Below are 22,319 nucleotides of genomic sequence, written 5' to 3' on the forward strand. Positions count from 1 at the left end.
ATGCCGACCGCGATCATCGCCGACGACGAAGACCTGCAGCGCAGCGACCTGCGGCGCATGCTGTCCCTGGCCTGGCCGGAACTGGAAATCGTCGCCCTGTGCGAGGATGGCAGCGAGGCGCTGGACGCGATCGCGCGCCTGCGTCCGGACATCGCCTTCCTCGACATCCGCATGCCCGGCGTCAGCGGCCTGGAAGTGGCCGGCGCCAGCGGCGGCGCCTGCCGCGTGGTGTTCACCACCGCCTACGACAGCCACGCGCTGGAAGCCTTCGACCTGGGCGCCATCGACTACCTGCTCAAGCCGGTCAGCCAGGACCGCCTGGCGCAAGCCGTGGCGCGCCTGCAGGAGCGCCTGCATGTGCACACGAGCGGAAGCGGCGACAGTGCCGGACTGATGCAGGCCATGCTGGAACTCGACCGCCGCCTGCGCACGGCGGCACGCGAGGAACGCATCCGCTGGATCAGCGCCAGTGCCGGCAGTACCATCAAGATCTTCCCGGTCGAGGAAATCTTGTTCTTCGAATCGGATGCGCGCTACACCCGCGTGGTCAGCGCCACCGACGAAGGGCTGATCCGCAAGCCGCTGAAGGAACTCCAGGCCGGACTCGACCCGGACGCATTCTGGCAAATCCACCGCGGCACCCTGGTTGCCGTACGCGCCATCGCCCGCGCCCGCCGCGACGAGCTCGGCAACATCACGGTCGAGCTGCGCGACCACCCGCAGCAGTTGAAGGTAAGCCAGACCTATGCCTGGCGCTTCAGGAGCGAGGTGTCGTTTCGCTGAGTTGGGGAACGCCTGGGCTGCGCGGCGATCCAACGTCCACGATCTCCAGCCACGAGGTGCACCATGACCACCCGACGCGCGCTGTACGGCGGCCTGCTCGCCGCCCTCTTCCCTTTGCTGGCCCTGGCCGCCGCACCCCAGCCCGTGCCCGGCTTCGCCACCCGCACGGTCGCCATGCAGGACGGCGCCCACATATTCGTGCGCGCCGGCGGCAGCGGACCGGCCGTGGTGCTGATCCACGGCTTCGGCGACACCGGCGACATGTGGGGGCCGCTGGCGGCGCAGCTGGCGAAAACCCATACCGTCATCGTGCCCGATTTGCGCGGCATGGGCCGCTCGTCGCGCGCCGCGTCCGGCTACGATAAGAAGTCGCAGGCGCAGGATATCCGCACCGTGCTGGCCGCCTTCGGGCAGGACCGCGCCGACGTGGTCGGCCACGACATCGGCACCATGGTGGCCTATGCCTATGCGGCCACCTATCCCGACAAGGTGACGAAACTGGTGGTGATGGATGCGCCGGTGCCCGGCATCGCGCCCTGGAACCAGATCGTGCTCAGTCCCAAGCTCTGGCATTTCAATTTCTCGGGGCCGGATGCCGAGCGCCTGGTGGCCGGCCGCGAGCGCATCTACCTCGACCGCTTCTGGAACGATTTCGCCGGCGAACCCGGCAAGATCGACGAAGCGACGCGCAGCTATTACGCCGCACAGTACGCCCAGCCCGGCGCCATGCGCGCCGCCTTTGCCCAGTTCACCGCCATCGGCGCGCAGGACGCGGGCGATAACGCCCTCCTGAACCGCCGGAAGCTGCCCATGCCGGTGCTGGCCATCGGCGGCGAAAAGTCGTTCGGCGCCACCATGGCCGAGGTGATGCGCAATGCGGCCACGAACGTCACCGGCGCCGTGGTGCCGGGCGCCGGCCACTGGCTGATGGAGGAAAGCCCGGACGCCACCGTCAGGCTGGTGAGCGGCTTTCTGGAGTCGAAGAACAGGCAGGCCAGGAACTGAGCATCGCCGCCGTTCAGTCGGCGGGCAGCGCGAAGATCGCCTGCAGGTCTTCCGCGCCGAGCGCCGGGGCCGCGCCCTCGCCTGCCTCGGCGGCCAGTACGGCATTCGCCAGCTCGCCCTTGCGCCGCTGCAGGTCCTGGATTTTTTCTTCCAGCGTACCGCGCGCGATCAGTTTATAGACGAACACCGGCTGCTCCTGGCCGATGCGCCAGGCGCGGTCGGTGGCCTGGTTTTCGCTGGCCGGGTTCCACCACGGGTCGTAGTGGATGACGGTGTCGGCCGCCGTCAGGTTCAGTCCGACGCCACCCGCCTTCAGGCTGATCAGGAACACGCCGACCTGCCCCTGCTGGAAGGCGGCGATCGGCGCGGCGCGGTCGACCGTGTCGCCGGTGAGCAGGGCAAAGTCGACCGCGCGCGCCTGCAGTTCCTCGCCGATCAGCGCCAGCATGCTGGTGAACTGGGAAAACACCAGCACCTTGCGGCCTTCGCTCAACAAGGTGTCGAGCAAATCCATCAGGGTATCCAGCTTGGCCGAAGGGGCCGCGCTGTCGGGGCGCAGCAGGCGCGGGTCGCAGCACACCTGGCGCAGCTTGAGCAGGGCGTCGAGGATCACGATCTGGCTGCGCGCCAGGCCCTTGCGGCTGACCTCTTCGCGCACGCGGCGGTCCATCGCCACGCGCACGGTTTCGTAGAGGTCGCCCTGGGCCGCGCCGAATTCCACCGGCACCACGACCTCGGTCTTGGGCGGCAATTCGGTCGCCACCTTGTCCTTGGTCCGGCGCAGCATGAAGGGTTTCACGCGGCGCAGCAGGAGGTCCTTGCGCCGCACGTCGCCCCCCTGCTCGATCGGTTTGCGAAAGCGTGCCCGGAAGGTCTTGTCGTCGCCCAGCAGGCCCGGCATCAGGAAGTGGAATTGCGACCAGAGTTCGCCCAGGTGGTTCTGCAGCGGGGTGCCGGTCAGGCACAGGCGGTGGCGGGCGTCGAGCAGGCAGGCGACCTGCGCCGCGCGCGAACGGTGGTTCTTGATGTACTGCGATTCGTCCAGGATCAGCAGGTGGTAGCGCGCCTTGCGCAGCGCCGCTTCGTCGCGCCCGAGCAGGGCGTATGTGGTGAGCACCAGGTCGGCCTCGCCGATGCGCTCGAACTGGGTGGCGCGGTCCTTGCCGTGCAGGAGCAGCACGCGCAGGCCGGGCGCGAAGCGGGCCGCCTCGGCCTGCCAGTTGCCCATCAAACTGGTCGGCGCCACCACCAGCGCCGGCGCGTCCAGCCGTCCCGCTTCCTTCTCGGTCAGGATGTGGGCCAGGGTCTGGATGGTCTTGCCAAGGCCCATGTCGTCGGCCAGGATGCCGCCGAAGCCATACTCTCGCAGGAACTGCATCCACGCCAGGCCGGCCTGCTGGTATGCGCGCAGTTGCGCCTGCAACCCGGCCGGCGCCGCCACCGGCCGGATGCCCGCGAAGTCGTGCAGCTTGCGGCCCATCTCGCGCAGGCGCTCGCCGCCCATCCAGCGCAACTGCGCCGCCGCTTCCAGCTCGGCCAGGCGCGCGGCGTCGGTGAAGGGCAGGCGCAGGGCGGCGTCGATGCGCTCGGCAAAATACAGTTCGCCCAGCGTGGACAGGATGGGCTTGATGCGCTGCCAGGGCAGGGCGACGCGTTTGTCGCCGCCCAGGTCGAGCACGATCTCGTCGGCATCCTCGTGCGCCGCCAGCGCGGCCGGGCTGAAGTTCGCCGGCGCCTCGCGGATCATCTCCAGCAGCATCGGCAACAAGGCATGGCGCCGGCCTCCGACCACGATGCCGAGTTCCAGCGCGAACCAGGGACTGCCCTCGCCGTCCTCGTTCAGGTCGGCGTACCAGTCCTGCACGTCGGCGATGTCGTAACGGTAGTTGCCGTCGAATTCGACTTGCCAGCCGGCGGCGCGCAGGCGCGGCAGCTCGATGCGGGCAAAGTGCAGCCAGTCGGCTTCGGACGGCAGGCACAGGGGCTGCCATACGGCGTCCAGCGGCGTGCCGGGTGGCGGGGCGGCAAAGCCGAGCGCGGCGAGACGGGCTTCGGCCGCCGCTTCGGCCTGCCTGTCGCGTTCGATCAGTTCGACGTCGCCGTCCACCACGCGCCTGAACGCCGGCCCGTCCTCGTCCATGGTGCTCAAGCCGTCGTACTCGAAGGAGAGCTGCGCATAGTCGTACCAGGCGAGCGCGCGGCGGCGGCTGACCGGTTTGCTGTTCAGCAGCAGGCAGGGTAAGGGCGCGATGTCGCGGCGCTGCTTGAGCGCCAGTTCCTGCGGCAGCGGCAGGATGCGCTCGAGACCGAGTTCGGCCAGGCGCAGCGCCATGCCGGCGCGCTCGTCGGCATGCAAGGTCGGCGTACGCGCAACGATGTCGAGCAAGGGGCCGGCCGGCAGCGCCGCCAACGCCGTCGGCAGCGTCAGCCGGCCCAGGATGCCATCGTCCAGGTAGAGCGGCGGCTCGGTGGGCAGGATGGCGCCCGGGCGTCCGCCGTCGTCGAAGCGCCATTCCAGCGCCAGCGCTTCGCTGCCGGGCGTATCCGGATACCAACCGAGTGTCGCGCCCCTCCGCGGGCCGGACTCGATGCCGTACAGGCGGCCGGCGCGCAGCCCGGCCAGCGTGTCGGCCCGGAACAGCTTGCCGTCTTCGCACAACTGTTCGAGCACGCGCGCGCCCAGGCGCCCCTCGGGCCTGAAGCCGCCGGCGCGCATATTGCCGAGGCTCTGGCCGATGATCAGGCGCACCATGTCTTCGTCGTCGGGCGGCACATGCGCGGGCGGCGCCATCACCAGGCCGTAGGGATCGTTGTGCAGCGTGGTGCCGCCGACGCTGCCGTCCTGGCGCAGGCGCAGCTTGCAAAGGTAGAGGCAGGGTTCGCCGCCTTGCGGGTCGGGCACCATCACATAGCCAAGGCGGGACGCCGGGCCCGGCCCGGGTGCAGCGGGCGCCGGTGCGGCCTGCAGGGACGCCATTTGCTGCAGCCAGTATTCGGCGGCCATCGGCAGCGCGGGGCCCTGCTCCTGCTGCTCCAGGCTGGCCAGCAGGACGGCCACGACGTGCTTGCAGTTGTACGAGATCGGGCAGCTGCAGCTACCCTCGAAGCGGAAGCCGCGCGGGTCTTCCCTGAAGCGGATCGTCTGGCGGTAGAAGGTACCGCCGCTGCCGCCGACCTCGCCCTCGATGCGCTCGCCGGTGTCGCGCGCGGCCAGCACCCTGCCCTTCAGCGCATAGCCTTCGCCGCGGCTGAGGGTGCCGCTGTCGAACTGGCGCTTGATGTCGTCGTAGGTGAAATGCATGGGTGACAGCCGGGCGGGTGGAAACGCCATTATGGCGCATCACCCGTGACCGGATCGCTGCATGAGCGTTACCTGAGCGTTACCTGAGCACCTGCAGCTTGACCTTCTTCCCCTGCCGATACGTGTACATGGTCAGCGCCGCGTTCTTCAGGTCGCCCTTGGGGTCGAAGGCGATGTTGCCGGTGATACCCTGGTAGCCGACCTTGGCCAGGAAAGGCAGGTACTTCGCAGGATCGGACGACTTGGCCTGCTGCATGGCCGTGGCCAGCACCATCACCGAATCGTAGGCATACGGCGCGTAGGTCTGCAGCGGCATCTTGTAGCGCTGGCGGTAGCGTTCGACAAAGGCGTTGAACTTCGCTTCCTCGGCGCCGGTCACGCCGCCGGCCACCACGCAGATCACCTTGTCGTCGCCGAGCGCGTCGCCGGCCAGCTGCGGCAGCTTTTCCGAGCAGATGCCGTCGCCCGACACCAGCTTGGCGCGCAGGCCGAGCGCCTTCATCTGCTTGAGCATGGGGCCGGCCACGGCGTCCATACCGCCGTAGAAGATCACGTCCGGGTCCTGGCCGCGGATCTGCGTGAGAATCGCCGTGAAGTCGCTGGCCTTGTCGTTGGTGAACTGGCGGCTGACGATCTTCGCCGCTTTGCCACTGCGCACGCTGCGGTTGAATTCGTCCGCCAGGCCCTGGCCGAAGGCTGTGCGGTCGTCGATGACGGCGATCTTCTTCGCCTTCAGGTTCGTGACCGCGTAGTTGGCCAGGGTCTTGCCGATCAGCTTGTCGCTGGCGACGACGCGGAAGGCGGTCTTGTAGCCCTGGGCCGTGTACTGCGGCGTGGTGGCGGCCGGGGAGATTTGCGGGATGCCGGCATCGTGGTAGATCTTCGAGGCCGGCACCGTGGTGCCCGAGTTCAGGTGGCCGACCACGCCGGCCACGCGCGCATCGACCAGCTTCTGCGCCACGGCGGCGCCGGTCTTCGGGTCGCTGGCGTCGTCTTCCGGCTGCAGCACCCACTTCACCTTCTTGCCGCCGATGGCGATGCCTTTCGCGTTCAGGTCGTCGATCGCCATGCGGGCACCGTTCTCGATGTCCTTGCCCTGGTGCGCACCCGGCCCCGACAGCGGCGAGGCGGTGCCGATCTTCACGCTGGCCTGGGCCTGGTCTTGCGCCCGCACCGCGGGCATGGTGGCTATGATGATCAGGGACAGGACGGTGGGCGATGCTGGCATGAGCGGCTCCTCTGCGATGACGGTGCTTTCATTCTACTGCCGACATCGAAATTCTTGCCAAATAAACAAATCGTGCGCTGTATTGACGCGCGTATTGACATGCATACCGCATTTCCATACCCGGTAGCCGATCCGCCACACACGCTTGAACACAGCTATCTCACGGTCAATTTTCGACCTACAATAAACCACACAGTGAGACCAAGTTTCGCTGTGCAAAACTACAATTATGGAGGCAATCCGATGAACAAGCAGCTCCGCATTTCCGCGTCGCGCCGTGCCCTGCCGCCGGTGCTGACCACGCTGGTCGCAGCCCTGACCCTGTCCGCCTGCGGCAGCGGCAGCACCGATCCCGTCCCGCCGCCGGTCCAGACCACGCCGCCACCGGTCGCGGTCCAGCCTGAGCCGGCACGCCCGCAGGATACCCGTACCTTTGCCGTGGTCGAAGCCAACCTGCCCTTCAACGCCATGACCAATGCGCCGGAAACCGACCGCTGGTGGGGCGTGCTGAACAAGGCAGGCTACCAGATCGAAGTGCCGAAGAACTGGAACGGCATGCTGGTCATGTACGCCCACGGCTATGCCGGCACCGGGTCCAACCTGTCGGTCTCGCCGCCGGCGTTGCGGCGTCACCTGATCGCGCAAGGCTATGCCTGGGCCGCGTCGAGCTACAGCACCAACTACTACGACGTGCGCGCCGGCGTCGAGGACACCAATGCCCTGGCCCTGGCCTTCAAGGACATCGCCGGCAAGAACGGACGCACCCTGAACGCGCCGACCAAGACCTACATCGTCGGCGTGTCGATGGGCGGCCACGTCACGGCCGCCGCCGTGGACGAGGAAAACATCGCCACCGCCAACAACAAGATCCGCTACGCCGGCGCCGTGCCGATGTGCGGTGTGCTGGGCGACACCGAGCTGTACGATTATTTTGCCGCCTACCAGACCGCGGCCATGGTCGAAGCCGGCATGCCGGCCACCGACTGGCCGCCTTCGAACTGGGCCACGATCGGGCCGCAGGTGCAGGCCAAGCTGTTCTCGAGCTTCCCGGGTGGCAGCACCCCGACCGCGCAGGCCGTGCCGACTGCCCAGGGCATGCGCCTGAAGCAGATCGTCGCCAACCTGAGCGGCGGCCCGCGTCCGCTGTTCGACTACGCGTATTCCGGCTCCTACCAGAACACCGTGTGGGGCACCTTCGGGCGCGACGGCAAGATGCAGGGCATCCTGAACGAAGACGTGGTCACGACCAAGGACATCACCTTCCAGCTCGACGCCGATCCGGCCCTGAGCGCGGAAGAAGTGGCCTACAACGCAAGCATCTTCCGCGTGCCGTCGGTGATCGACGCCAACCGCCTGCGCCGCGACGGCCTGCGCTGGATTCCGAAGACGAACGCGCAGATCAAGGTGCCGGTGGTGACCATCCACACCCTGGGCGACTTGTACGTGCCGTTCAAGATGGAGCAGATCTACAAGCGCCGCGCCGACGCGCTGGGGACCTCGAACCTGCTGGTCCAGCGCGCGATCCGCGGCATTGCCCACTGCGATTTCACGATTGCGGAACAGGCTTCGGCCTTCGATGCGATGATCAAGTGGGAACAGCAGGGCGTGAAGCCGGAAGGCGACGACGTGCTCACGCCGTCGGTGGTGGCCGATCCGCAGTACGGCTGCAAGTTCACCGACAACACGCCGTCGGAGGGCGACAGCGCTTCGCTGCTGGCGGTGCGCAGGCAGCTGCCGCAGTGTACGGCGCGGTAAGCTGTTGATGTATCGTTGATGCAAAAGCGCCAGCCCGCGGGCTGGCGTTATTTTTGTCTGAACAGGAGCCGGGGAACGTCGCGGCCGGCGCCTTTATCGGATGCGATACAGCGACCCGTACGGTGGGCACCCCGTGCCCACGCGGTTACGTGCCTATGCGTCTTGCGTTGGCCGCGAGGTAACGCTCGCAAACATCAAGCGTAGCCGGTTCGTGGCCGACGGAAGCATCGCGAGCGACATGTCACGGTCAACGTAGGAAGCACGAGTACGTAACCGCGTGGGCACGGGGTGCCCACCGTACGTTGAGGCCATCATTCAAAAAACGTTAGCGGCTCTCCGCGTTTTACTTCCCAACCACCTTCACCTGCTTCACATCCAGCGTCGATTCGCCGAACGTCTCCTTGTCGAACTCCCCGGTTAATTCGACCATCGTGTTCTGGTCCACATTCACGCCCTGCGGGAAATACTTGGCGTCGATCTCCACCGTGATCTTGCCGCTGGCATCGGTGAACTCATAATCCTCACCGCCCTTGTGGCTGGTGAGCTTGCCCTGCAGGCGCACGTACTGGTCGTCCTTGCCGTTGTCGAGCAGCTGCTTCGCCGTCATCAGCGGCGCGCTCGACGGCCCGGTGTAGCCGGAGGCGGCCGGCTTGCTCGACGGCCCCGTGTAGTTGCCCGGCTGGGCGATGGCGGCGGCCGAGCCGGCGACGAGGGCGGTGATGCAGGTCAGTTGGATCAGTCGTTTCATGGTCGTTCCTCCGTTAATTGATGTTCACGCTGCCGTTTGCGGCAGGCACAGACGCATTACACCGTTCGGACATTAACCCGATCTTAAGGTGCCGGCAGATCGAGCGTCACGCCCAGCCCGCGCCCCTCCAGCCCAGCGCCGAATCCAAGCGTCATGCCATGCAGCTCGGCGATACGGCGCACGATCGACAGGCCGAGCCCGCTGCCGCCCTGCCCCTGCCCCAGCACCCGGAAGAAGCGCTCGGTCAGGCGTGCGCGGCTGGCCTCGTCCACGCCGGGGCCGTTGTCGCGCACGGCGATGCGCGCACGCCCATCGAACCGCCCTGCCGAGATCTCGACCCGGCTGCCCTCGGGACAGTAGCGCAGCGCGTTCTCGACCAGGTTGCGCAGCATGATCTCCAGCATGCGCGGCTCGGCCTGCACGGTATCGAGCGCGCAGTGCAGCGTGATCGCGATCCCGCGCCGCTCGGCTTCCGGCGCGTGCAAGGCCAGCACCCCCTCCAGCAAGGGCGCCAGCATCACCTGCTGGCGCACCAGTTGCTCGCGCGCCAGCGGATCGAGCCGCGCCAGCGTCAGCAAACTGTCGACCAGCGCCGTCAGGCGCGCGATGTCCTGGCGCAGCTTGCCGAAAGGCGCCGCCAGCTCCGGATGCTGGCGGCCGAGCAGCTGCACGTGCATGTGCAGTCCGGCCAGCGGCGTACGCAGTTCGTGCGCGGCGTCGGCGGTGAAGCGGCGCTCGGCCTGCAGGGCCGCGTCCAGCCGTTCCAGCACGCCGTTCAGGGCGCCCACGATGGGCAGCAGCTCGCGCGGCTGGCCGTCGAGTGCCACCGGGGCCAAGTCGCTCGGGGTCTTGGCGGCGATCGCGTTCGCGGTGCGGCGCAGCGGCTGCAGCACGCGGCCGATCAGCAGCCAGCACACCAGCGCCAGCAGCAGCAGGATGCCGGCCACCGGCAGCCACAGCGATTCGGCCAATTCTTCCAGGATGTCGAAGCGCTTGTCCTGGCGCTGCCCCACCTGCACCTCGAAGCGGTTCGCCTCGTCGCGCACCACGAACACGCGCCAGCGGCGGCCATCGACCTGCGGATCGGCAAAGCCTTCGTCATCGTCGAAACCGGACACGAATGCCCGCTTCGGCGCGCCCTCGGTACGCTGGATCACGCGGCCCTCGACCACGATCTGGTACTGCATGTCCACCTTGCGCACTTCCCTGGCGGACGAGCGTGCCGGCAAGCCGCGCGCATGCCAGTCGGTGGTGGCGGACAGGATCATGTAGCCGGCTTCTTCCAGCGCATCGTCGAAGACCTCGTTGGTTTCCTGCCAGGCGATCACGGTGACGATGGCCAGGCTGGCCAGCCACAAGGCCACGCTGGCAGACACGATGGCCAGCACCAGGCGCCGCCGCAGCGAGGCCGGCCGCGGTGCCACGCTGTCAGCTGTCATCGTGCTTCAGCCGGTAGCCGAGGCCGCGCACGGTGACGATGCTGTCGCTCCCCAGCTTCTTGCGCAAATTGTGAATGTAAACCTCGATGGCGTTGCTCTCGACCTCGTCGCCCCAGCCATACAGGCTTTCCTCGATCTGGGCGCGGGTGACGATGCCGTTCTTGCGCAGCAGGAGGGCGTGCAGCACGTGGTACTCGCGCGCGGTGAGGGCCACCGGCTGCCCGGTCAGCGTGGCTTGCCTGGTATCGGGGTCGAGCGCGATGGCGCCATGCGTCAAGGCGTTGCTGGCCTGGCTGGCGCCGCGCCGGGCAGCGGCCCGGATGCGCGCCGACATCTCTTCGAGTTCGAAGGGTTTGACCAGGTAGTCGTCGGCACCCAGGTCCAGGCCTTCGACGCGGTCGGCCAGGGCATTGAAGGCGGTGATCAGGATCACGGGCACGGCGTTGCCGGCCGCGCGCAGGCGCGCCAGCAGCGCGTCGCCGGAGAGGCCGGGCAAGCCGCGGTCGAGCAGCACGCAGTCGTAATGGTGGGTCTTGAGGGCGGTGTCGGCCGAGTCACCGCGCTCGACCCAGTCGACCGCATGGCCGTCCAGGCGCAGCCAGGACTGGATGGTGTCGCCGAGGGAAGTGTCGTCTTCTACGAGCAGGATGCGCATGCTTCGCTACCTTAGGCGTGGTGGATGAAGGGAATCTTAAGATGGGCAGGCAACTGGCACACAGCAGGCGTCGGATTTCTTTACAAAAATTAGAAATAAGAAATTACTTCATTGCCAAGCAATTGTTTTTAAAGCTTAACTTTTGGTGGCACGGCGATTGCTATAGCAAGGACACCAACTATAAAAGGGATGTCCCATGCTCGATTTTAAATTCTCCCGTTTCCTGAAACTCGCCGCCGCCAGCCTGGCCTTCGCCTCCCAGGCCGTGCTGGCTGCGCCGGTCGACTTTTCCGGCGCCCTGACCGAGTCCGATCCTGTCTTCAACCGGCCTTTCAATACCTTCAGCCTAAGCGTCGTGGGTACGGCCACGTCCTACGACGTTTTCAATTTCCACGTGACCGCCGACGGCGTCTACTCCATGCAGACACTCTCCGCCACCACCCGCGCCAGCGACACCTTCCTGGCACTGTATGCGAACGGCTTCGATGCCTCGTCGCCACTGACGAATCTGCTGACCATCGACGACGATTCGGGTGCCGGCGCCCTCTCGCTGATCAGCCGGGCGCTGCAAGCCGATACCCGCTACTTCCTGGTCGTGACCTCGTACGGTAATAACGAGTTCGGCAACTACACCGGCCGTTTCGACACCGTCAGCGGTGGCGGCCAGGTGGTCCTGGGTGATGCCGCCAGCGACGTGCCGGAGCCGGCCACCCTGGCCCTGCTGCCGCTGGCCTTGCTGGGCATGGGCATGGCGCGCCGCCGCCAGCGCCGTTGATCCGGCATCCAATACGCACGGTGGGCGGCGCTGGCCGCCCATTTTCTTTGGCGCCCGCCCAGCTTGACATCCTGCTTGCGCGAACTAGGCTGAAGGCATCGACTATCCGGGCATGACCAACCGCGATTGTCAGTGGACAGCCGAATGTCAGGGAGAGCTGTCATGAACGCACGAGACAACAAACAGCTGGTCATGGAGTGCTACCAGCTATTTCTGAAGGGCGACATTCCGAGCCTGCTGGAGCGCTGCGACGTGAACGCCGACTGGGTCGAACGCGACTCGGACTGCATTCCGTTTGCCGGCACCTACCACGGCAAGGCCGAGATCGCCGACTTCTTCACCAAACTGGCCAACGGCGCCGAAGCGCTCAGCTTCACGACCAGGGAATTCATCGCCGAGGGCGACAAGGTGGTGGTCGTGGGCGAAGCGACCTGGCTAGCCAAGCCGACCGGCCGCAGCTTCGACAGCCCCTGGGTGCACGTGCTGACGGTACGCGACGGCAAGATCGCGCGCTTCGAAGCCTACAACGATACCGCGCCCGCCGAGCGCGCCTTCCGCACGGACCTGCCTGCGCAGGCATCCATGGCGACGCCGATGCGTCACTGAAGCGGCCGCTTCGTTGAAGAGGCCGCCGCAAGCCGCCACAAGCCGAACCGTCAGGCTTTCTTGAGCGCGTCCGGCTTGTGCGCCGCCTCGGCGCCGGTCTTGTCGCTGACCACCAGGTATTCCGGATTCTCCTTCGACGCCGCCACCTCGTGGCCCTTGATCGTGGTGTGCGCGGTCAGCTTTTTCTTGACCGTGCCGTGTACCGTTCCCTGCGAAGACTCCCAGGTCACCTTGTCGCCGGCCTTGAAGGCATTGCTCATGATTGAACTCCGTAGATGGTCGATGAGCGCCATTTGACCATAGCCGCGCAGAATTTCCGCACGTTACGGAACAGCCGGACAACACGCCGTGGCGGGCGCGGGTATGCTGGACATCCGAACAACGCTGCGCTCTCCTGCCTTGAATCGTCCGCCAACCACGCACCTGCTGCATGCCGCCCTGCTGGCCTGTGCCCTGCCCTGGGCCGGAGCAGCACTGGCGCAGAACGATACGCGCGTGGTGGCCGGCATCAATGCCTACCGCGCGGCGCCCGCGTCCTGCCCCGGTGTGCGCCTGGCGCCTGCGCCGGCCCTGGCAGCGCAGGCGGCGCTGGCGCGGGTGCGCCTCGGACCCGGCACGTTTCCGGAATGGGCGCTCGAACAGGCCGGCTACCATACCGACAAGGCCGAGGTGGTCCACGTTGGCGGCGCGCCCGATGCCGACACCGTGCTCGAACTGCTGCGCAAGCAGTACTGCCGCAGCCTGCTCGATGCCGCCTTCAGCGACATTGGCGTGGCGCGTAGCGGCAACGACTGGACGGTCGTACTGGCGCGCCCCACCCCGCCGCTGGCGCTGCCTGGACAGGAGGAAGCCGGACGCATCATCCTGGACCTGGTGAATGCGGCGCGGGCGCAGGCGCGCAACTGCGGCGACCGCCAGTTTGGCGCAGCGCCGCCGGTGGCCTGGAATGCGCAACTGGCCCAGGCGGCGCTGGCGCACAGCAGCGACATGGCCACGCACCGCCGGTTCAGCCACCAGGGTTCGGACGGCAGCGAAGCGGGGCAACGCGCCACCCGCGCCGGCTACCGCTGGCGCCACATCGGGGAGAATATCGCGGCGGGACAGACCTCGCCGCAGGAGGCGGTGCAAGGCTGGATCGACAGCCCCGGGCATTGCGCCAACCTGATGAATCCGCAGTTCAGCGAGATGGGAGCGGGGTATGCGGTGAGCCGCGTGCGGTTTCCGGGGTTTCCGTACTGGACCCAGGTGTTTGCGATGCCGTGATGAGCCAGTGGCCTATGCTGTGCCATCGGCCTCAACCGTACGGTGGGCACTCCGTGCCCACGCGGAACGATGATCATGGTTGGCGCTGGACCGTGACGCGCACCTCGCATGTCGGTGACACGTCCAAAGCGTCTCGCAAACGTTTGTATCCGACGCCAGCTGTGCAGGCGAATTATCGCAGCCACGGACTCCGGATCAACACGTAACCGCGTGGGCACGGGGTGCCCACCGTACGGGTATTGCCGGTAACTCCGGATACGATTTGTATGTGCCCAGCACCATGAAAAAAGGAGCGCCGCAGCGCTCCTTTCACATCAACCGAATCAACCGGCAATTACCAGAAAATCACCCGTTCTTCCGGCGACAGGTACATCTTGTCGCCCGGCTTCACGTCATACGCTTCGTAGAAGCCCGGGTGGTTGCGCAGGCTGCCGTTCACGCGGAATTCCGACGGCGAGTGCGGGTCCGATTTCACTTGCGCGATCAGGGCCGCGTCGCGCGCCTTGCCGCGGCGGGCCTGGGCCAGGCCCATGAACAGGCGCTGCTCGCCGGTGAAGCCGTCGATCACCGGAGCCGGCTTGCCTTTCAATGAAATCTTATAAGCGCGGCTGGCCATGATGGCGCCGGCGTTGTCGGCGATGTTCTCGCCCAGCGTCAGCTCGCCGTTCAGGTGGTAGCCCTGCACCGGGCTGTAGCCGGCGTACTGCGCCACCAGCACCTTGCCGCGCGCGGCGAACTTCTCGCCGTCTTCCTTCGTCCACCAGTTGCGCAAATTGCCGTCGCCGTCGAACTGCGAACCCTTGTCGTCGAACGCGTGGCTGATCTCGTGGCCGATCGAGATGCCGACCGCGCCGTAGTTCACCGCCGGTTCGGCGTTCGCGTCGTACAGCGGCGCCTGCAGGCGGGCGGCCGGGAACACGACTTCGTTCATGCTCGGGCTGTAGTAGGCGTTCACGGTCTGCGGGCTCATGCTCCAGGCCAGGCGGTCCACCGGTTTACCCAGCTTGTTGATGCCGAATGCGTGGCCGAATTCGCGCGAGCGCATCACGTTGCCGACCAGGTCGCCGCGCACGACGTTCAGCGACGAGTAATCGCGCCATTTTTCCGGGTAGCCGATCTTGGCGTTCATCTTCGACAGCTTGATCTGCGCCTGCTTCTTGGTCTCCGGGCTCATCCAGTCGAGGGTCTCGATGCCTTCCTTGAAGGCGATGATGAAGTTCTTCACCATCTCCTCGACCTGCGCCTTGCGCTCGGCCGGGAAGTGGCGCTCCACATACACCTTGCCCACCACTTCGCTCAGCTCGCGGTTGACCAGGGCGATGGCGCGCTTGTCGAGCGGGCGGTTTTCCTTGGTACCCGACAGCACGGTGCCGCGGAAGGCGAAGCTCTCGTCGACGAACGGCTGCGACAGGTAAGGCGCGTAGGCGCTGATCAGGTGGAAAGCGTAATACGATTTCCAGGTATCGACCGGGGTGGCGGCGATGATCTTGTCCAGGGCAGCCAGGTAGCTCGGCTGGCTGACGATCAGCGAATCGACCTTGCCGGCCACGCCGACGTCCTTCATCCAGGTGGTCCAGTCGAAGCCCGGCATCAGGTCCTTCAGCTGGGCGAACGTCATCTTGTTGTAACGCTTGACCGGGTCGCGGTTCTCGACGGCGCTCCACTGCGCCCTGGCGATCTCGGTTTCGAGGGCCACGATCTTGGCGGCTTCAGCGGCGGCGTCCTTGTGGCCGGCCAGGGTCAGCATCTTCTCGACGTGCACCTGGTACTTGGCGCGGAAGTCCTTCATGCGCGCTTCGTCGGCCAGGTAGTAGTCGCGGTTCGGCAGGCCCAGGCCCGACTGGCCGACGCTCACCACATAGCGGGTCGAGTCCTTGCTGTCCTGGCCGACGTACATGCCGAGCGGCGCCTCGCCGCCGATGCGGTCCATGTGGGCCGACAGCGCCGCGATGCCGCGCTTATCCTTCAGGGCGGCGATGCGCGCCAGCTCGCCTTTCAAAGGCGTGAGGCCGAGCGCATTGCGGCGCGCTTCGTCGACGTAGCTGGTGTAGTAGTCGCCCATCTTCTGCGCGTCCGAACCCTTGGCCGCCTTGGTGTCGGCGGCGGCCTGCTCGATGATGGCGCGGATCTGGTTCTCGACGTTTTCCTGGGCCACGCTGAAGGCGCTCCAGCTGGAACGGTCCGACGGAATGTCGACGGTTTCCAGCCACTTGCCCTGGGTGTGACGGAAGAAGTCGTCCTGCGCGCGCACGCTGGCGTCCATCGCGGCCTTGTCGACGCCGGATACCGCAGCGGCGGCAGCAGCGGTCGATGGGGCGCTGGTGGCTGCTGCGTCTTTCGCGCCGGCGTGGGCGGTGACGGCGAACAGCCCCGCGATCAGGGTGCTGCACAGGGTACGCTTCATGTGATTCTCCGTTATAGGAATGATTGGGACCGGAGGATGCTAATGCATAAAGCGTGGCATTGCCAAGTAGAACAACCGCGTTCGCATATGCATGTGTCTTTTGCATACAGCCGGTAAGTACGGGGCGTATGCAAAATGGCGCAGGCGCTGCAAACGTCCCTGTCGCATTCCTGCCAAGCCTGTGCCGGCGCGGCAGCTCGATATTTCGCTATTGCACGTTTTCTAAGCCATAATGAATAGAATTTCATCCGTGGCCGCCCCGATGCGCCTTTCGTCCCGTCACCTGCCAGCCTGCGCCGCGGCGCCGACAGCCTGCCTTCGCGGTGGGCATGGGGCCGTGCGATGAAGCCGACCTCGCGCGTCTCGCGCCTGTACGAGGTGATGGACCTGATGCTCGACTCGGTGGGCGACCCGCTGGCGCTGAAGAACCTCGCCGCCTCGGCCAGCTATTCCTCTTTCCACTTCGACCGCATCTTCCGCGAGCTGACCGGCTTTTCGGCAGTGGAATACCAGCGCAAGCGCCGCCTGCGCCGCGCCGCCCACCTGCTACGCCACGAACCCGACGTGCCGGTGCTGCACATCGCCCAGGATTGCGGCTTTCCCTCGAACGCGGCCTTTGCCAAGGCCTTCAAGCAGCAGTTCGCGATGTCGGCCAAGGCCTGGCGCGAAGGCGGCTGGCGCACCTACATGGACCAGCAGGTCGGGCGCGAAAGCGACGTCAGCTTCTTTGTCGCCGAGCCCGACAACCTGGACGTGATCCTGGCGCCCTACTGCCCGCCCGAACCCGGGAGCGTGGCGACGCGCATCCGCGTGCAGGCGCTGCCGGCCGTCACGCTGCGCTACCAGCGTTTCTTCGGGCAGTCGGGCGCGGCGCTGTCGATCGCCTGTAACAACTTCATCTGCGAGCGCGAGGGCAATGGCGACGCGACGCGCGCCACCGCCTGGTATGGCGTGTTCGACGAAGACCCCGGGTTCACCGGCGAGCGCGAATACTGCTACGACTTCGGCTTTGGCGGCGATACCAGGCCCGACCCGACGCTCGGGCTGCGCGTGCTGCCGGCGGGTTCGTATGCCATCCTCGACTTTTGCGGCGACTGGCCGCGTTTCCGCTTCATGTACGAGGACTGGCTCGACAAGCAGGCGTTCTGGCGGCTGGACAGCACGCGGCCGCATATCCAGAAAGTCGAACGCGATGGCGCCGGCAAATGGCAAGGCTGGCTGGCCTTGCCCGTCAAAAAGCGCTGAAACCAACAGCCGGGGTCAGGTTGAGAGGGTCCGGGATTCATGGACATCCAAATAGTGGACAATATGTCCCTGGAGGATTTACATGACAAATAAGCAGTTGCCATCGAAGCGGGAGATCGTTCCCGCTTCATCGGACTCGACACCTAAACAGCGGGCCACCTTTTCCGACGAGTTCAAGCGCCAGGCCGTAGCACGGTTACGCTCTGGCGAGCAAAGCGCCACCGATCTCGCCGTCGAGCTGGGCATACGACGTAATCTGCTCTACAAATGGGCCGACAAGGTCGAGAAGCAGGCGCCGGACAAGAAGCTGCGTTCACCGGGCAGGCCACCTACAAGCGAGCTCAGTGAAGTCGAGCAGTTACGCCTGAAATTGGCCAAAGCCGAACAGGAGCTCGAAATCCTAAAAAAGTTCGATGCGTACTTAACTCGCCTAAAGAAGTAAAGTACGCATTCATAGACAAGCACTGTAGCGAGTATCCGGTGAAATCCTTGTGCCGCGAGCTCGATGTCAGCCGTAGCCTGTACTACGCGCAGAAGAAGGCCAGGCCAAGCGTGCATAGCCAGGAAGACCTTGCATTGCGTGCACATATTGTCAGACTCAATGCAGCGCATCGTTGGGCGCCTGGGGTGATCAAGATGTGGCGTTTGCTCCAGGCCGAAGGCATCGAATGCGGCAAGCACCGGGTAAGAAGGCTGCGCAAGCTGGAGAACATTCAATCGTCCCGCACCAGGCGCTTTCGTGCCGCCGCCGCCATGCAGCGCGTGCAGCCGCCAGCGGAGAACCTGGTCAAGCGCGGCTTCAACGTCAGCGCCCCGAACACGATCTGGGTAGGCGACATGACAGCCATGCGCACCAAGGAAGGCTGGCTGCATCTGGCTATCGTGATCGATCTGTATGCCCGTCGTGTGGTGGGGTGGTCAACGGACACTACGCAAGCTACGACGTTACCCATGGCAGCATTGAACATGGCACTGGTGCAGCGAAAACCTGAAGCTGGACTGATCTTCCATAGTGATCAGGGCAGCGTTTATGCATCGAGCGATTACCGTGATTTGCTGCAAGCAAACAGCGTGCGGCCAAGCATGAGCCGCAAGGGCAATTGTTGGGATAACGCTGTCGCAGAAAGTTTCTTCTCAAACCTCAAAAACGAAGTGATGTACGACCGCCTCTTTGCATCAAGGGACGAAGGCAAGGCCGTGGTCGGTGATTACATCGAGAAGTACTACAATACGCGGCGCTTACATCAGACCTTGGGCTACCAAACGCCTGCCGCCGTCGACGCTGCATACCGTGTGCCTAAATAACTGTCCAGGATATCCGGATCACCTCAGGTCTGACATTCGGACACGGGCTCTGCCCTAACAAGCTGACCGCTCTTCCATCCTGCAGCATGTTGCCTCAATCTGGCCCGCGTCGTTTACACCACGGCGCGGAAGGTGATTTCCACCAACTGCGCAGGAAAAGCGAGCCGTGTCACACCGATGATATTGCTGGCGCATTGCGGCTGGTCGGTCCCGTACACTTCCTTCCTCACCTTGCCGCCCGCGGTAAAGGCCGAATCCACGTCCAGCACATACAGCGTTTCCTCGACGACGTCATCGAGCGTGGCGCCGAATTCGGCGAGCAGGGCGATGGCATTGCGGTAGGTCTGGCGGATCTGTTCTTCCATCTGGCTGAAGTCCATGGGCTTTCCTGCCCCGTCCAGGTCCGCCGGCGCAACCAGGGCGCCGTCCTTGTCGTGGCTGAGCTGGCCGGACAGGTAGATCGTGTCCTTGACCTGCACGCCCTGGACATAGCCGAACAGGCCTTCCCACGCGACGCCGAAGTTCACGATTTTCTTTTGCAGTTGATGGGTGGCAGACATGGCATTTCCTCTGGATGGATAGATACCGGTCAGCATATCGCTTCCCTGCGCGGCTTCCACCAGCCATTCGATAGGGTCCAGGACTACCCGGCTTCGCCCGCTCCCTCAGGCTCCAGTCGTACGAAGCGCGTCAACACCAGCACCGGCATTGGCACCCGATAGAACAACGAGGGTCAGGTTTGTCATCGAGACACGGGCTCTGCCTTTGGTCCGCCTTTGGCTTCCCGGCAGATCACGTTATCATGCCCTGCATGCAGGACCATGGCAATTCCGGGGAAGTTCAGCGGACGAACGCTCGGCTTGGACCGAGATGGCGCTGGTTCGAATCCAGCCCCCGGCCCCATATCGACAGGAGACTCGGTGACCGAACGAATGCATGACGACACGACAGGCAAACAATCCGGCGTCGGCAGCGGGTTTGCCGCCGTCCAGCTTGCCAAGGCGCTGACGGCCAGCATGGCCAGCACCGATCCCGCGACCCGGGAGCGCGCCAGGATGCGCGTTGCGTCCTGGGAGCAGGTCCTCGGCCACCTGTTTGCGCGCAGCGCCGACTACGGATCGCGCACGCCCATCGACAGCGTGCCGGCCTGGGCGACGCTGGAAGTCGTGCGGGGCGGATTCGCAACCGGCCACCTCCTGGCGGGCGGTCCGCTGCAGCCATACGAACAGCAGCTGCTCGAACGGATTTCTGCGGCCGGCGGGGCGACGGAACGGCTCGCGCTCAATACCTACTTCCTGACCGATGCCGGGATGGCCGAACTCCTCGCCTGGCTGCACGCCGACCATTACGACGTCCAGGTGCCCGAGGAAGGCGCCCTGCTTGCCGTTGCATGGCTGGCGGCCAACGGACATGGCGACGCTGCCGGCGACATCGTGGAGGCCATCGCTCCCTACCTGTCGACGCTGCGTTTCTATCCGGTCCCCGGCGATCGCCCCCATCACTTTGGTGCGCGCGTGCACGTGCAGGACGTGGGCGCCGTGCGCAGGCAGATTGCCGCCATCCGCCCCAACCGGGGCGTTGCCGCGCAAAAGCTGGCGGCCGAGGCCTGGGCGCCGCTGCACGACCGGGCAATCGCCCTGTTCGCCGACACCCTGGGCGACGACTTCTGGCCCTGCCAACGCCGTCCGCCGGATTGGTCGACGCGTGCCACCGCCTTGTTGGCCGACTATGCGCTGCTGTACGCAGCCGGCGACGTTCCCTCGAAGTACCGCAAGCGTGGCAGCCACTACGTCCAGTTGCACGATTTCCTGCGGCAGGGCGCGGCATCGTTCGATACGTTCACCAGCCGCGAGCTGGGACGTCTGCGGCATATCCTCAAGTGCAGTATCGACAAGCGCGGCATGCCATTTGCGCCGTCCAGCCTGGCCTACCGCCGCCGCCAGCTGGATGCCGTCCGCGCGCCGCTGCACAAGGACATCGCGCGGATCGTCGAACGGCGCCTGGAAGCCTACCCTGCCGCGGAAGGTCTCGACAATACCGAACCGCTCCGGCAGCCCGTCTCGGTCGAGGAAAGCAGCGCCGCGGTGCCGCCGGGAACAGCCATCCCACGGCAGATCGCGCGCAAGATCGAGCGCTGCCTGAACGAGACCACCGACCTGCTGGTGCGCCGCGGACTGATCGCCTCCGGCGACGTGCTTGCCGGCGTGCTGCCGCAAATGACTGCGAGTTTGCGCAGCCTGGGTATTGCCGATCCGGCGCTGCGCGGGCTGTACGCGGCGGTCTACCGTGCGTTCCGGCGCCGCCGCTCCCTGTTGCTGCTGAACCTGCAAAGCCAGGTGCGGATCGACGAGCTGCCCTGGGTCGCCGCGATCGACCGGCTGCGCGACCAGAACCTGCCCAGCCGCACCGCCGCGCGCCAGGCGCTCGAGGCAACTGCCCTGCTGGCGCTGGAATCCTTCCCCCATGCGATCCTCCCCAACAAGCTGGTGCGCGAACTGGGCGCGCTGGCGGCGAGCGCCGGCATCGACATGCCGCTAGTCGACGAACTGGCGGCCGATATCTTCATGGGCGAGTTTTCTCCCAAGTTCCTCGAAGCCGCCCAGCTTGCGGGAACGCTGCTGCGCGGCTCGCTGTATGCGGCTTATTACGGGATCGACTACGACGCCATCGCCCGTCTGGATCGTGCGCGACCGTCCACTGGCGCGGTCGGCTGGCCCTGGCGGTCGAAACCGACAGGCCCGGACTTTGCCGGTCTCTGCGCGATGCGCGCGGGCGTGGCCCCAGGCAGCTGGCGGCCAGCCACGAATGGCATGATCATCGAACAGCAGCAGATCCTGACCACGCAAAACCTGGCGGCGCTCATTGTCCGGCTGGACCTGCGAGAGGCACTGCAAGGGCGCTTGCAAGACATGGCCCGGTCATGCTTCAAGTGGATCTGCGCGCGCCACCAGATGCGGCTGGACGATTGGCACGGCCAGCTGATTCGTGTGAAGAACACGGCTTACGCATGGCGGCAAATGGTCTTCTTCCTGTCCCTGCTGCCTGCGCAGGAAGTCCAGGCATTCCTGGGCTGGGCCGGCGAATGCCAGGCGCGCCTGCCCCAGGAATGGCAACGGCGCTTCCGTCCTGCGCTCGAGGGGCTGGAGATGGCTGCCGACGGCGCCGTACCCGACGACAAGAGCTGCTTGCTCGGTTGGTCCAAGGACAGGCACTGGTTAATGGATTGATGTCCGAAACGATCGCAAGGCGCCCACGCTTTCAGCATGCAATGAATACAGGACTCCCTGCCATGTCGGTAACAGACGCATTAACCGCGGGCATATTCGCGAAGCCCAACCCGTTCGTGACCGAAGCCTATTCCGAACCGGGGCAGGAAGCACTGGTCTTTTCTTCGGCAGAAGCGCTGGCCACCTTCATGCAGCGCCAGATGGCGCAACCGCGGGGACACGTTTTTCTGTTTGTCACGTACCCGGACATGCTTGGCGCGCCCATCCCGAAACGGATCAACCTGACCCGTCCGGAAAGTCCCGAGCGACATTTCCGCTATACCTGGGAAGGCTGGGGCTTGATTTCGGTCCAGCTGCACGGACCCGGGCAGCCTGTCCCGTCGCATATCTCGTCGAATTCGGCAACCCGTGCGCAAACCTGGAGCGCGACCCATCCGGAATGGCACAGTCCCGACGAATGGGATTGGAAAGCAGTCGAACGCCATACGCGGCGCTTGCAACGCATCCTGAGATCGGCGAAATAGTATGGGCCCGCATATCCGCCAGACCCGATAGGCAGCAAGTCCCGGGCTGGCCATGA

The 22,319-nt window shown here is 65.6% G+C and carries 19 protein-coding genes; 11 read left to right on the forward strand and 8 right to left on the reverse strand.

The window, feature by feature from the left end:
• Together LK540_RS12015 and LK540_RS12020 are read left to right on the forward strand one after the other, a co-directional pair.
• A complete protein-coding gene (locus tag LK540_RS12015) occupies window positions 1–783 on the forward strand; it encodes a LytTR family DNA-binding domain-containing protein (protein WP_229437536.1) in 783 nt (260 codons plus the stop codon).
• Window positions 784–846: 63 nt separating this feature from the next.
• Window positions 847–1,788: an alpha/beta fold hydrolase gene (locus tag LK540_RS12020; RefSeq protein ID WP_229437537.1), complete on the forward strand. Its 942-nt coding sequence runs from the start codon at window positions 847–849 to the stop codon at window positions 1,786–1,788.
• Between the two features lie 13 nt (window positions 1,789–1,801).
• Here the strand turns inward: LK540_RS12020 and LK540_RS12025 are convergent, their stop codons facing one another.
• A complete protein-coding gene (locus LK540_RS12025; protein WP_229437538.1) occupies window positions 1,802–5,089 on the reverse strand; it encodes a DEAD/DEAH box helicase in 3,288 nt (1,095 codons plus the stop codon).
• A 79-nt stretch (window positions 5,090–5,168) separates the two neighbouring features.
• The gene (locus tag LK540_RS12030; protein WP_374041356.1) at window positions 5,169–6,317 is read right to left on the reverse strand and encodes a branched-chain amino acid ABC transporter substrate-binding protein; all 1,149 of its coding nucleotides are present in this window, start codon (window positions 6,315–6,317) and stop codon (window positions 5,169–5,171) included.
• 243 nt (window positions 6,318–6,560) lie between these two features.
• Here LK540_RS12030 and LK540_RS12035 point away from each other — a divergent pair, with 243 nt between their 5' ends.
• Window positions 6,561–8,072, forward strand: coding sequence for an alpha/beta hydrolase (locus tag LK540_RS12035; RefSeq protein ID WP_229437539.1), 1,512 nt, complete (start codon window positions 6,561–6,563; stop codon window positions 8,070–8,072).
• Between the two features lie 343 nt (window positions 8,073–8,415).
• On the opposite strand, the gene LK540_RS12040 is transcribed toward LK540_RS12035, so the two are convergent.
• The 3 genes from LK540_RS12040 to LK540_RS12050 all read right to left on the reverse strand — a co-directional run bounded on the left by LK540_RS12040 (window position 8,416) and on the right by LK540_RS12050 (window position 10,914).
• Window positions 8,416–8,820, reverse strand: a complete 405-nt coding sequence (locus LK540_RS12040; RefSeq protein ID WP_229437540.1) for a YgiW/YdeI family stress tolerance OB fold protein — start codon at window positions 8,818–8,820, stop codon at window positions 8,416–8,418.
• A gap of 83 nt (window positions 8,821–8,903) precedes the next feature.
• On the reverse strand, window positions 8,904–10,259 hold the full coding sequence (locus tag LK540_RS12045; protein WP_229437541.1) for an ATP-binding protein: 1,356 nt from the start codon (window positions 10,257–10,259) through the stop codon (window positions 8,904–8,906).
• A complete protein-coding gene (locus LK540_RS12050) occupies window positions 10,249–10,914 on the reverse strand; it encodes a response regulator transcription factor (protein ID WP_229437542.1) in 666 nt (221 codons plus the stop codon). Before LK540_RS12050 ends, LK540_RS12045 begins: the two co-directional genes overlap by 11 nt.
• Window positions 10,915–11,110: 196 nt before the next feature.
• On the opposite strand from LK540_RS12050, the gene LK540_RS12055 reads away from it, so the two are divergent.
• The gene (locus LK540_RS12055; protein WP_229437543.1) at window positions 11,111–11,689 is read left to right on the forward strand and encodes a PEP-CTERM sorting domain-containing protein; all 579 of its coding nucleotides are present in this window, start codon (window positions 11,111–11,113) and stop codon (window positions 11,687–11,689) included.
• A gap of 162 nt (window positions 11,690–11,851) precedes the next feature.
• Window positions 11,852–12,295 (forward strand): nuclear transport factor 2 family protein, encoded by a 444-nt coding sequence (locus LK540_RS12060; RefSeq protein WP_229437544.1) that lies wholly within the window; start codon window positions 11,852–11,854, stop codon window positions 12,293–12,295.
• A 50-nt stretch (window positions 12,296–12,345) separates the two neighbouring features.
• On the opposite strand, the gene LK540_RS12065 is transcribed toward LK540_RS12060, so the two are convergent.
• Entirely contained in the window at window positions 12,346–12,555 is a 210-nt protein-coding gene (locus LK540_RS12065) for a DUF2945 domain-containing protein (protein WP_229437545.1), read from the reverse strand.
• 139 nt (window positions 12,556–12,694) lie between these two features.
• Between LK540_RS12065 and LK540_RS12070 the strand changes: the two genes are divergently transcribed.
• The gene (locus LK540_RS12070) at window positions 12,695–13,558 is read left to right on the forward strand and encodes a CAP domain-containing protein (RefSeq protein ID WP_229437546.1); all 864 of its coding nucleotides are present in this window, start codon (window positions 12,695–12,697) and stop codon (window positions 13,556–13,558) included.
• Window positions 13,559–13,892: 334 nt separating this feature from the next.
• Here LK540_RS12070 and LK540_RS12075 read toward each other — a convergent pair whose 3' ends face one another.
• Complete coding sequence (locus tag LK540_RS12075) at window positions 13,893–15,962, reverse strand: M13 family metallopeptidase (protein WP_229437547.1); 2,070 nt, start codon at window positions 15,960–15,962, stop codon at window positions 13,893–13,895.
• 342 nt (window positions 15,963–16,304) lie between these two features.
• On the opposite strand from LK540_RS12075, the gene LK540_RS12080 reads away from it, so the two are divergent.
• The 3 genes from LK540_RS12080 (at window position 16,305) to LK540_RS12090 (ending at window position 18,512) form a co-directional block, all read left to right on the forward strand.
• On the forward strand, window positions 16,305–17,207 hold the full coding sequence (locus tag LK540_RS12080; protein WP_229437548.1) for an AraC family transcriptional regulator: 903 nt from the start codon (window positions 16,305–16,307) through the stop codon (window positions 17,205–17,207).
• Between the two features lie 82 nt (window positions 17,208–17,289).
• On the forward strand, window positions 17,290–17,649 hold the full coding sequence (locus LK540_RS12085; RefSeq protein WP_229437549.1) for a transposase: 360 nt from the start codon (window positions 17,290–17,292) through the stop codon (window positions 17,647–17,649).
• 11 nt (window positions 17,650–17,660) lie between these two features.
• Window positions 17,661–18,512 (forward strand): IS3 family transposase, encoded by an 852-nt coding sequence (locus LK540_RS12090; protein WP_229437787.1) that lies wholly within the window; start codon window positions 17,661–17,663, stop codon window positions 18,510–18,512.
• A 113-nt stretch (window positions 18,513–18,625) separates the two neighbouring features.
• Here LK540_RS12090 and LK540_RS12095 read toward each other — a convergent pair whose 3' ends face one another.
• The gene (locus tag LK540_RS12095) at window positions 18,626–19,072 is read right to left on the reverse strand and encodes a Rid family hydrolase (RefSeq protein ID WP_229437550.1); all 447 of its coding nucleotides are present in this window, start codon (window positions 19,070–19,072) and stop codon (window positions 18,626–18,628) included.
• Between the two features lie 360 nt (window positions 19,073–19,432).
• Here LK540_RS12095 and LK540_RS12100 point away from each other — a divergent pair, with 360 nt between their 5' ends.
• Together LK540_RS12100 and LK540_RS12105 are read left to right on the forward strand one after the other, a co-directional pair.
• Window positions 19,433–21,739 carry a hypothetical protein gene (locus LK540_RS12100; RefSeq protein WP_229437551.1) on the forward strand — a complete coding sequence of 769 codons (2,307 nt, stop codon included), beginning with the start codon at window positions 19,433–19,435 and terminating at the stop codon, window positions 21,737–21,739.
• A gap of 62 nt (window positions 21,740–21,801) precedes the next feature.
• Window positions 21,802–22,263 (forward strand): hypothetical protein, encoded by a 462-nt coding sequence (locus LK540_RS12105; protein WP_229437552.1) that lies wholly within the window; start codon window positions 21,802–21,804, stop codon window positions 22,261–22,263.
• Window positions 22,264–22,319 lie beyond the last annotated feature (56 nt).

Origin of the sequence: Massilia sp. IC2-278 (assembly GCF_020708045.1) — a bacterium.
In the GTDB taxonomy this organism is placed as follows: Bacteria; Pseudomonadota; Gammaproteobacteria; order Burkholderiales; family Burkholderiaceae_D; genus Telluria.

What these genes read in the sequence shown, in the direction of transcription:
- LK540_RS12015 (WP_229437536.1), top strand. Translation starts at nt 1, where the DNA reads ATGCCGACCGCGATCATCGCCGACGACGAAGACCTGCAGCGCAGCGAC.
- LK540_RS12020 (WP_229437537.1), top strand. Translation starts at nt 847, where the DNA reads ATGACCACCCGACGCGCGCTGTACGGCGGCCTGCTCGCCGCCCTCTTC.
- LK540_RS12025 (WP_229437538.1), bottom strand. Translation starts at nt 5,089, where the DNA reads ATGCATTTCACCTACGACGACATCAAGCGCCAGTTCGACAGCGGCACC.
- LK540_RS12030 (WP_374041356.1), bottom strand. Translation starts at nt 6,317, where the DNA reads ATGCCAGCATCGCCCACCGTCCTGTCCCTGATCATCATAGCCACCATG.
- LK540_RS12035 (WP_229437539.1), top strand. Translation starts at nt 6,561, where the DNA reads ATGAACAAGCAGCTCCGCATTTCCGCGTCGCGCCGTGCCCTGCCGCCG.
- LK540_RS12040 (WP_229437540.1), bottom strand. Translation starts at nt 8,820, where the DNA reads ATGAAACGACTGATCCAACTGACCTGCATCACCGCCCTCGTCGCCGGC.
- LK540_RS12045 (WP_229437541.1), bottom strand. Translation starts at nt 10,259, where the DNA reads ATGACAGCTGACAGCGTGGCACCGCGGCCGGCCTCGCTGCGGCGGCGC.
- LK540_RS12050 (WP_229437542.1), bottom strand. Translation starts at nt 10,914, where the DNA reads ATGCGCATCCTGCTCGTAGAAGACGACACTTCCCTCGGCGACACCATC.
- LK540_RS12055 (WP_229437543.1), top strand. Translation starts at nt 11,111, where the DNA reads ATGCTCGATTTTAAATTCTCCCGTTTCCTGAAACTCGCCGCCGCCAGC.
- LK540_RS12060 (WP_229437544.1), top strand. Translation starts at nt 11,852, where the DNA reads ATGAACGCACGAGACAACAAACAGCTGGTCATGGAGTGCTACCAGCTA.
- LK540_RS12065 (WP_229437545.1), bottom strand. Translation starts at nt 12,555, where the DNA reads ATGAGCAATGCCTTCAAGGCCGGCGACAAGGTGACCTGGGAGTCTTCG.
- LK540_RS12075 (WP_229437547.1), bottom strand. Translation starts at nt 15,962, where the DNA reads ATGAAGCGTACCCTGTGCAGCACCCTGATCGCGGGGCTGTTCGCCGTC.
- LK540_RS12080 (WP_229437548.1), top strand. Translation starts at nt 16,305, where the DNA reads ATGAAGCCGACCTCGCGCGTCTCGCGCCTGTACGAGGTGATGGACCTG.
- LK540_RS12085 (WP_229437549.1), top strand. Translation starts at nt 17,290, where the DNA reads ATGACAAATAAGCAGTTGCCATCGAAGCGGGAGATCGTTCCCGCTTCA.
- LK540_RS12095 (WP_229437550.1), bottom strand. Translation starts at nt 19,072, where the DNA reads ATGTCTGCCACCCATCAACTGCAAAAGAAAATCGTGAACTTCGGCGTC.
- LK540_RS12105 (WP_229437552.1), top strand. Translation starts at nt 21,802, where the DNA reads ATGTCGGTAACAGACGCATTAACCGCGGGCATATTCGCGAAGCCCAAC.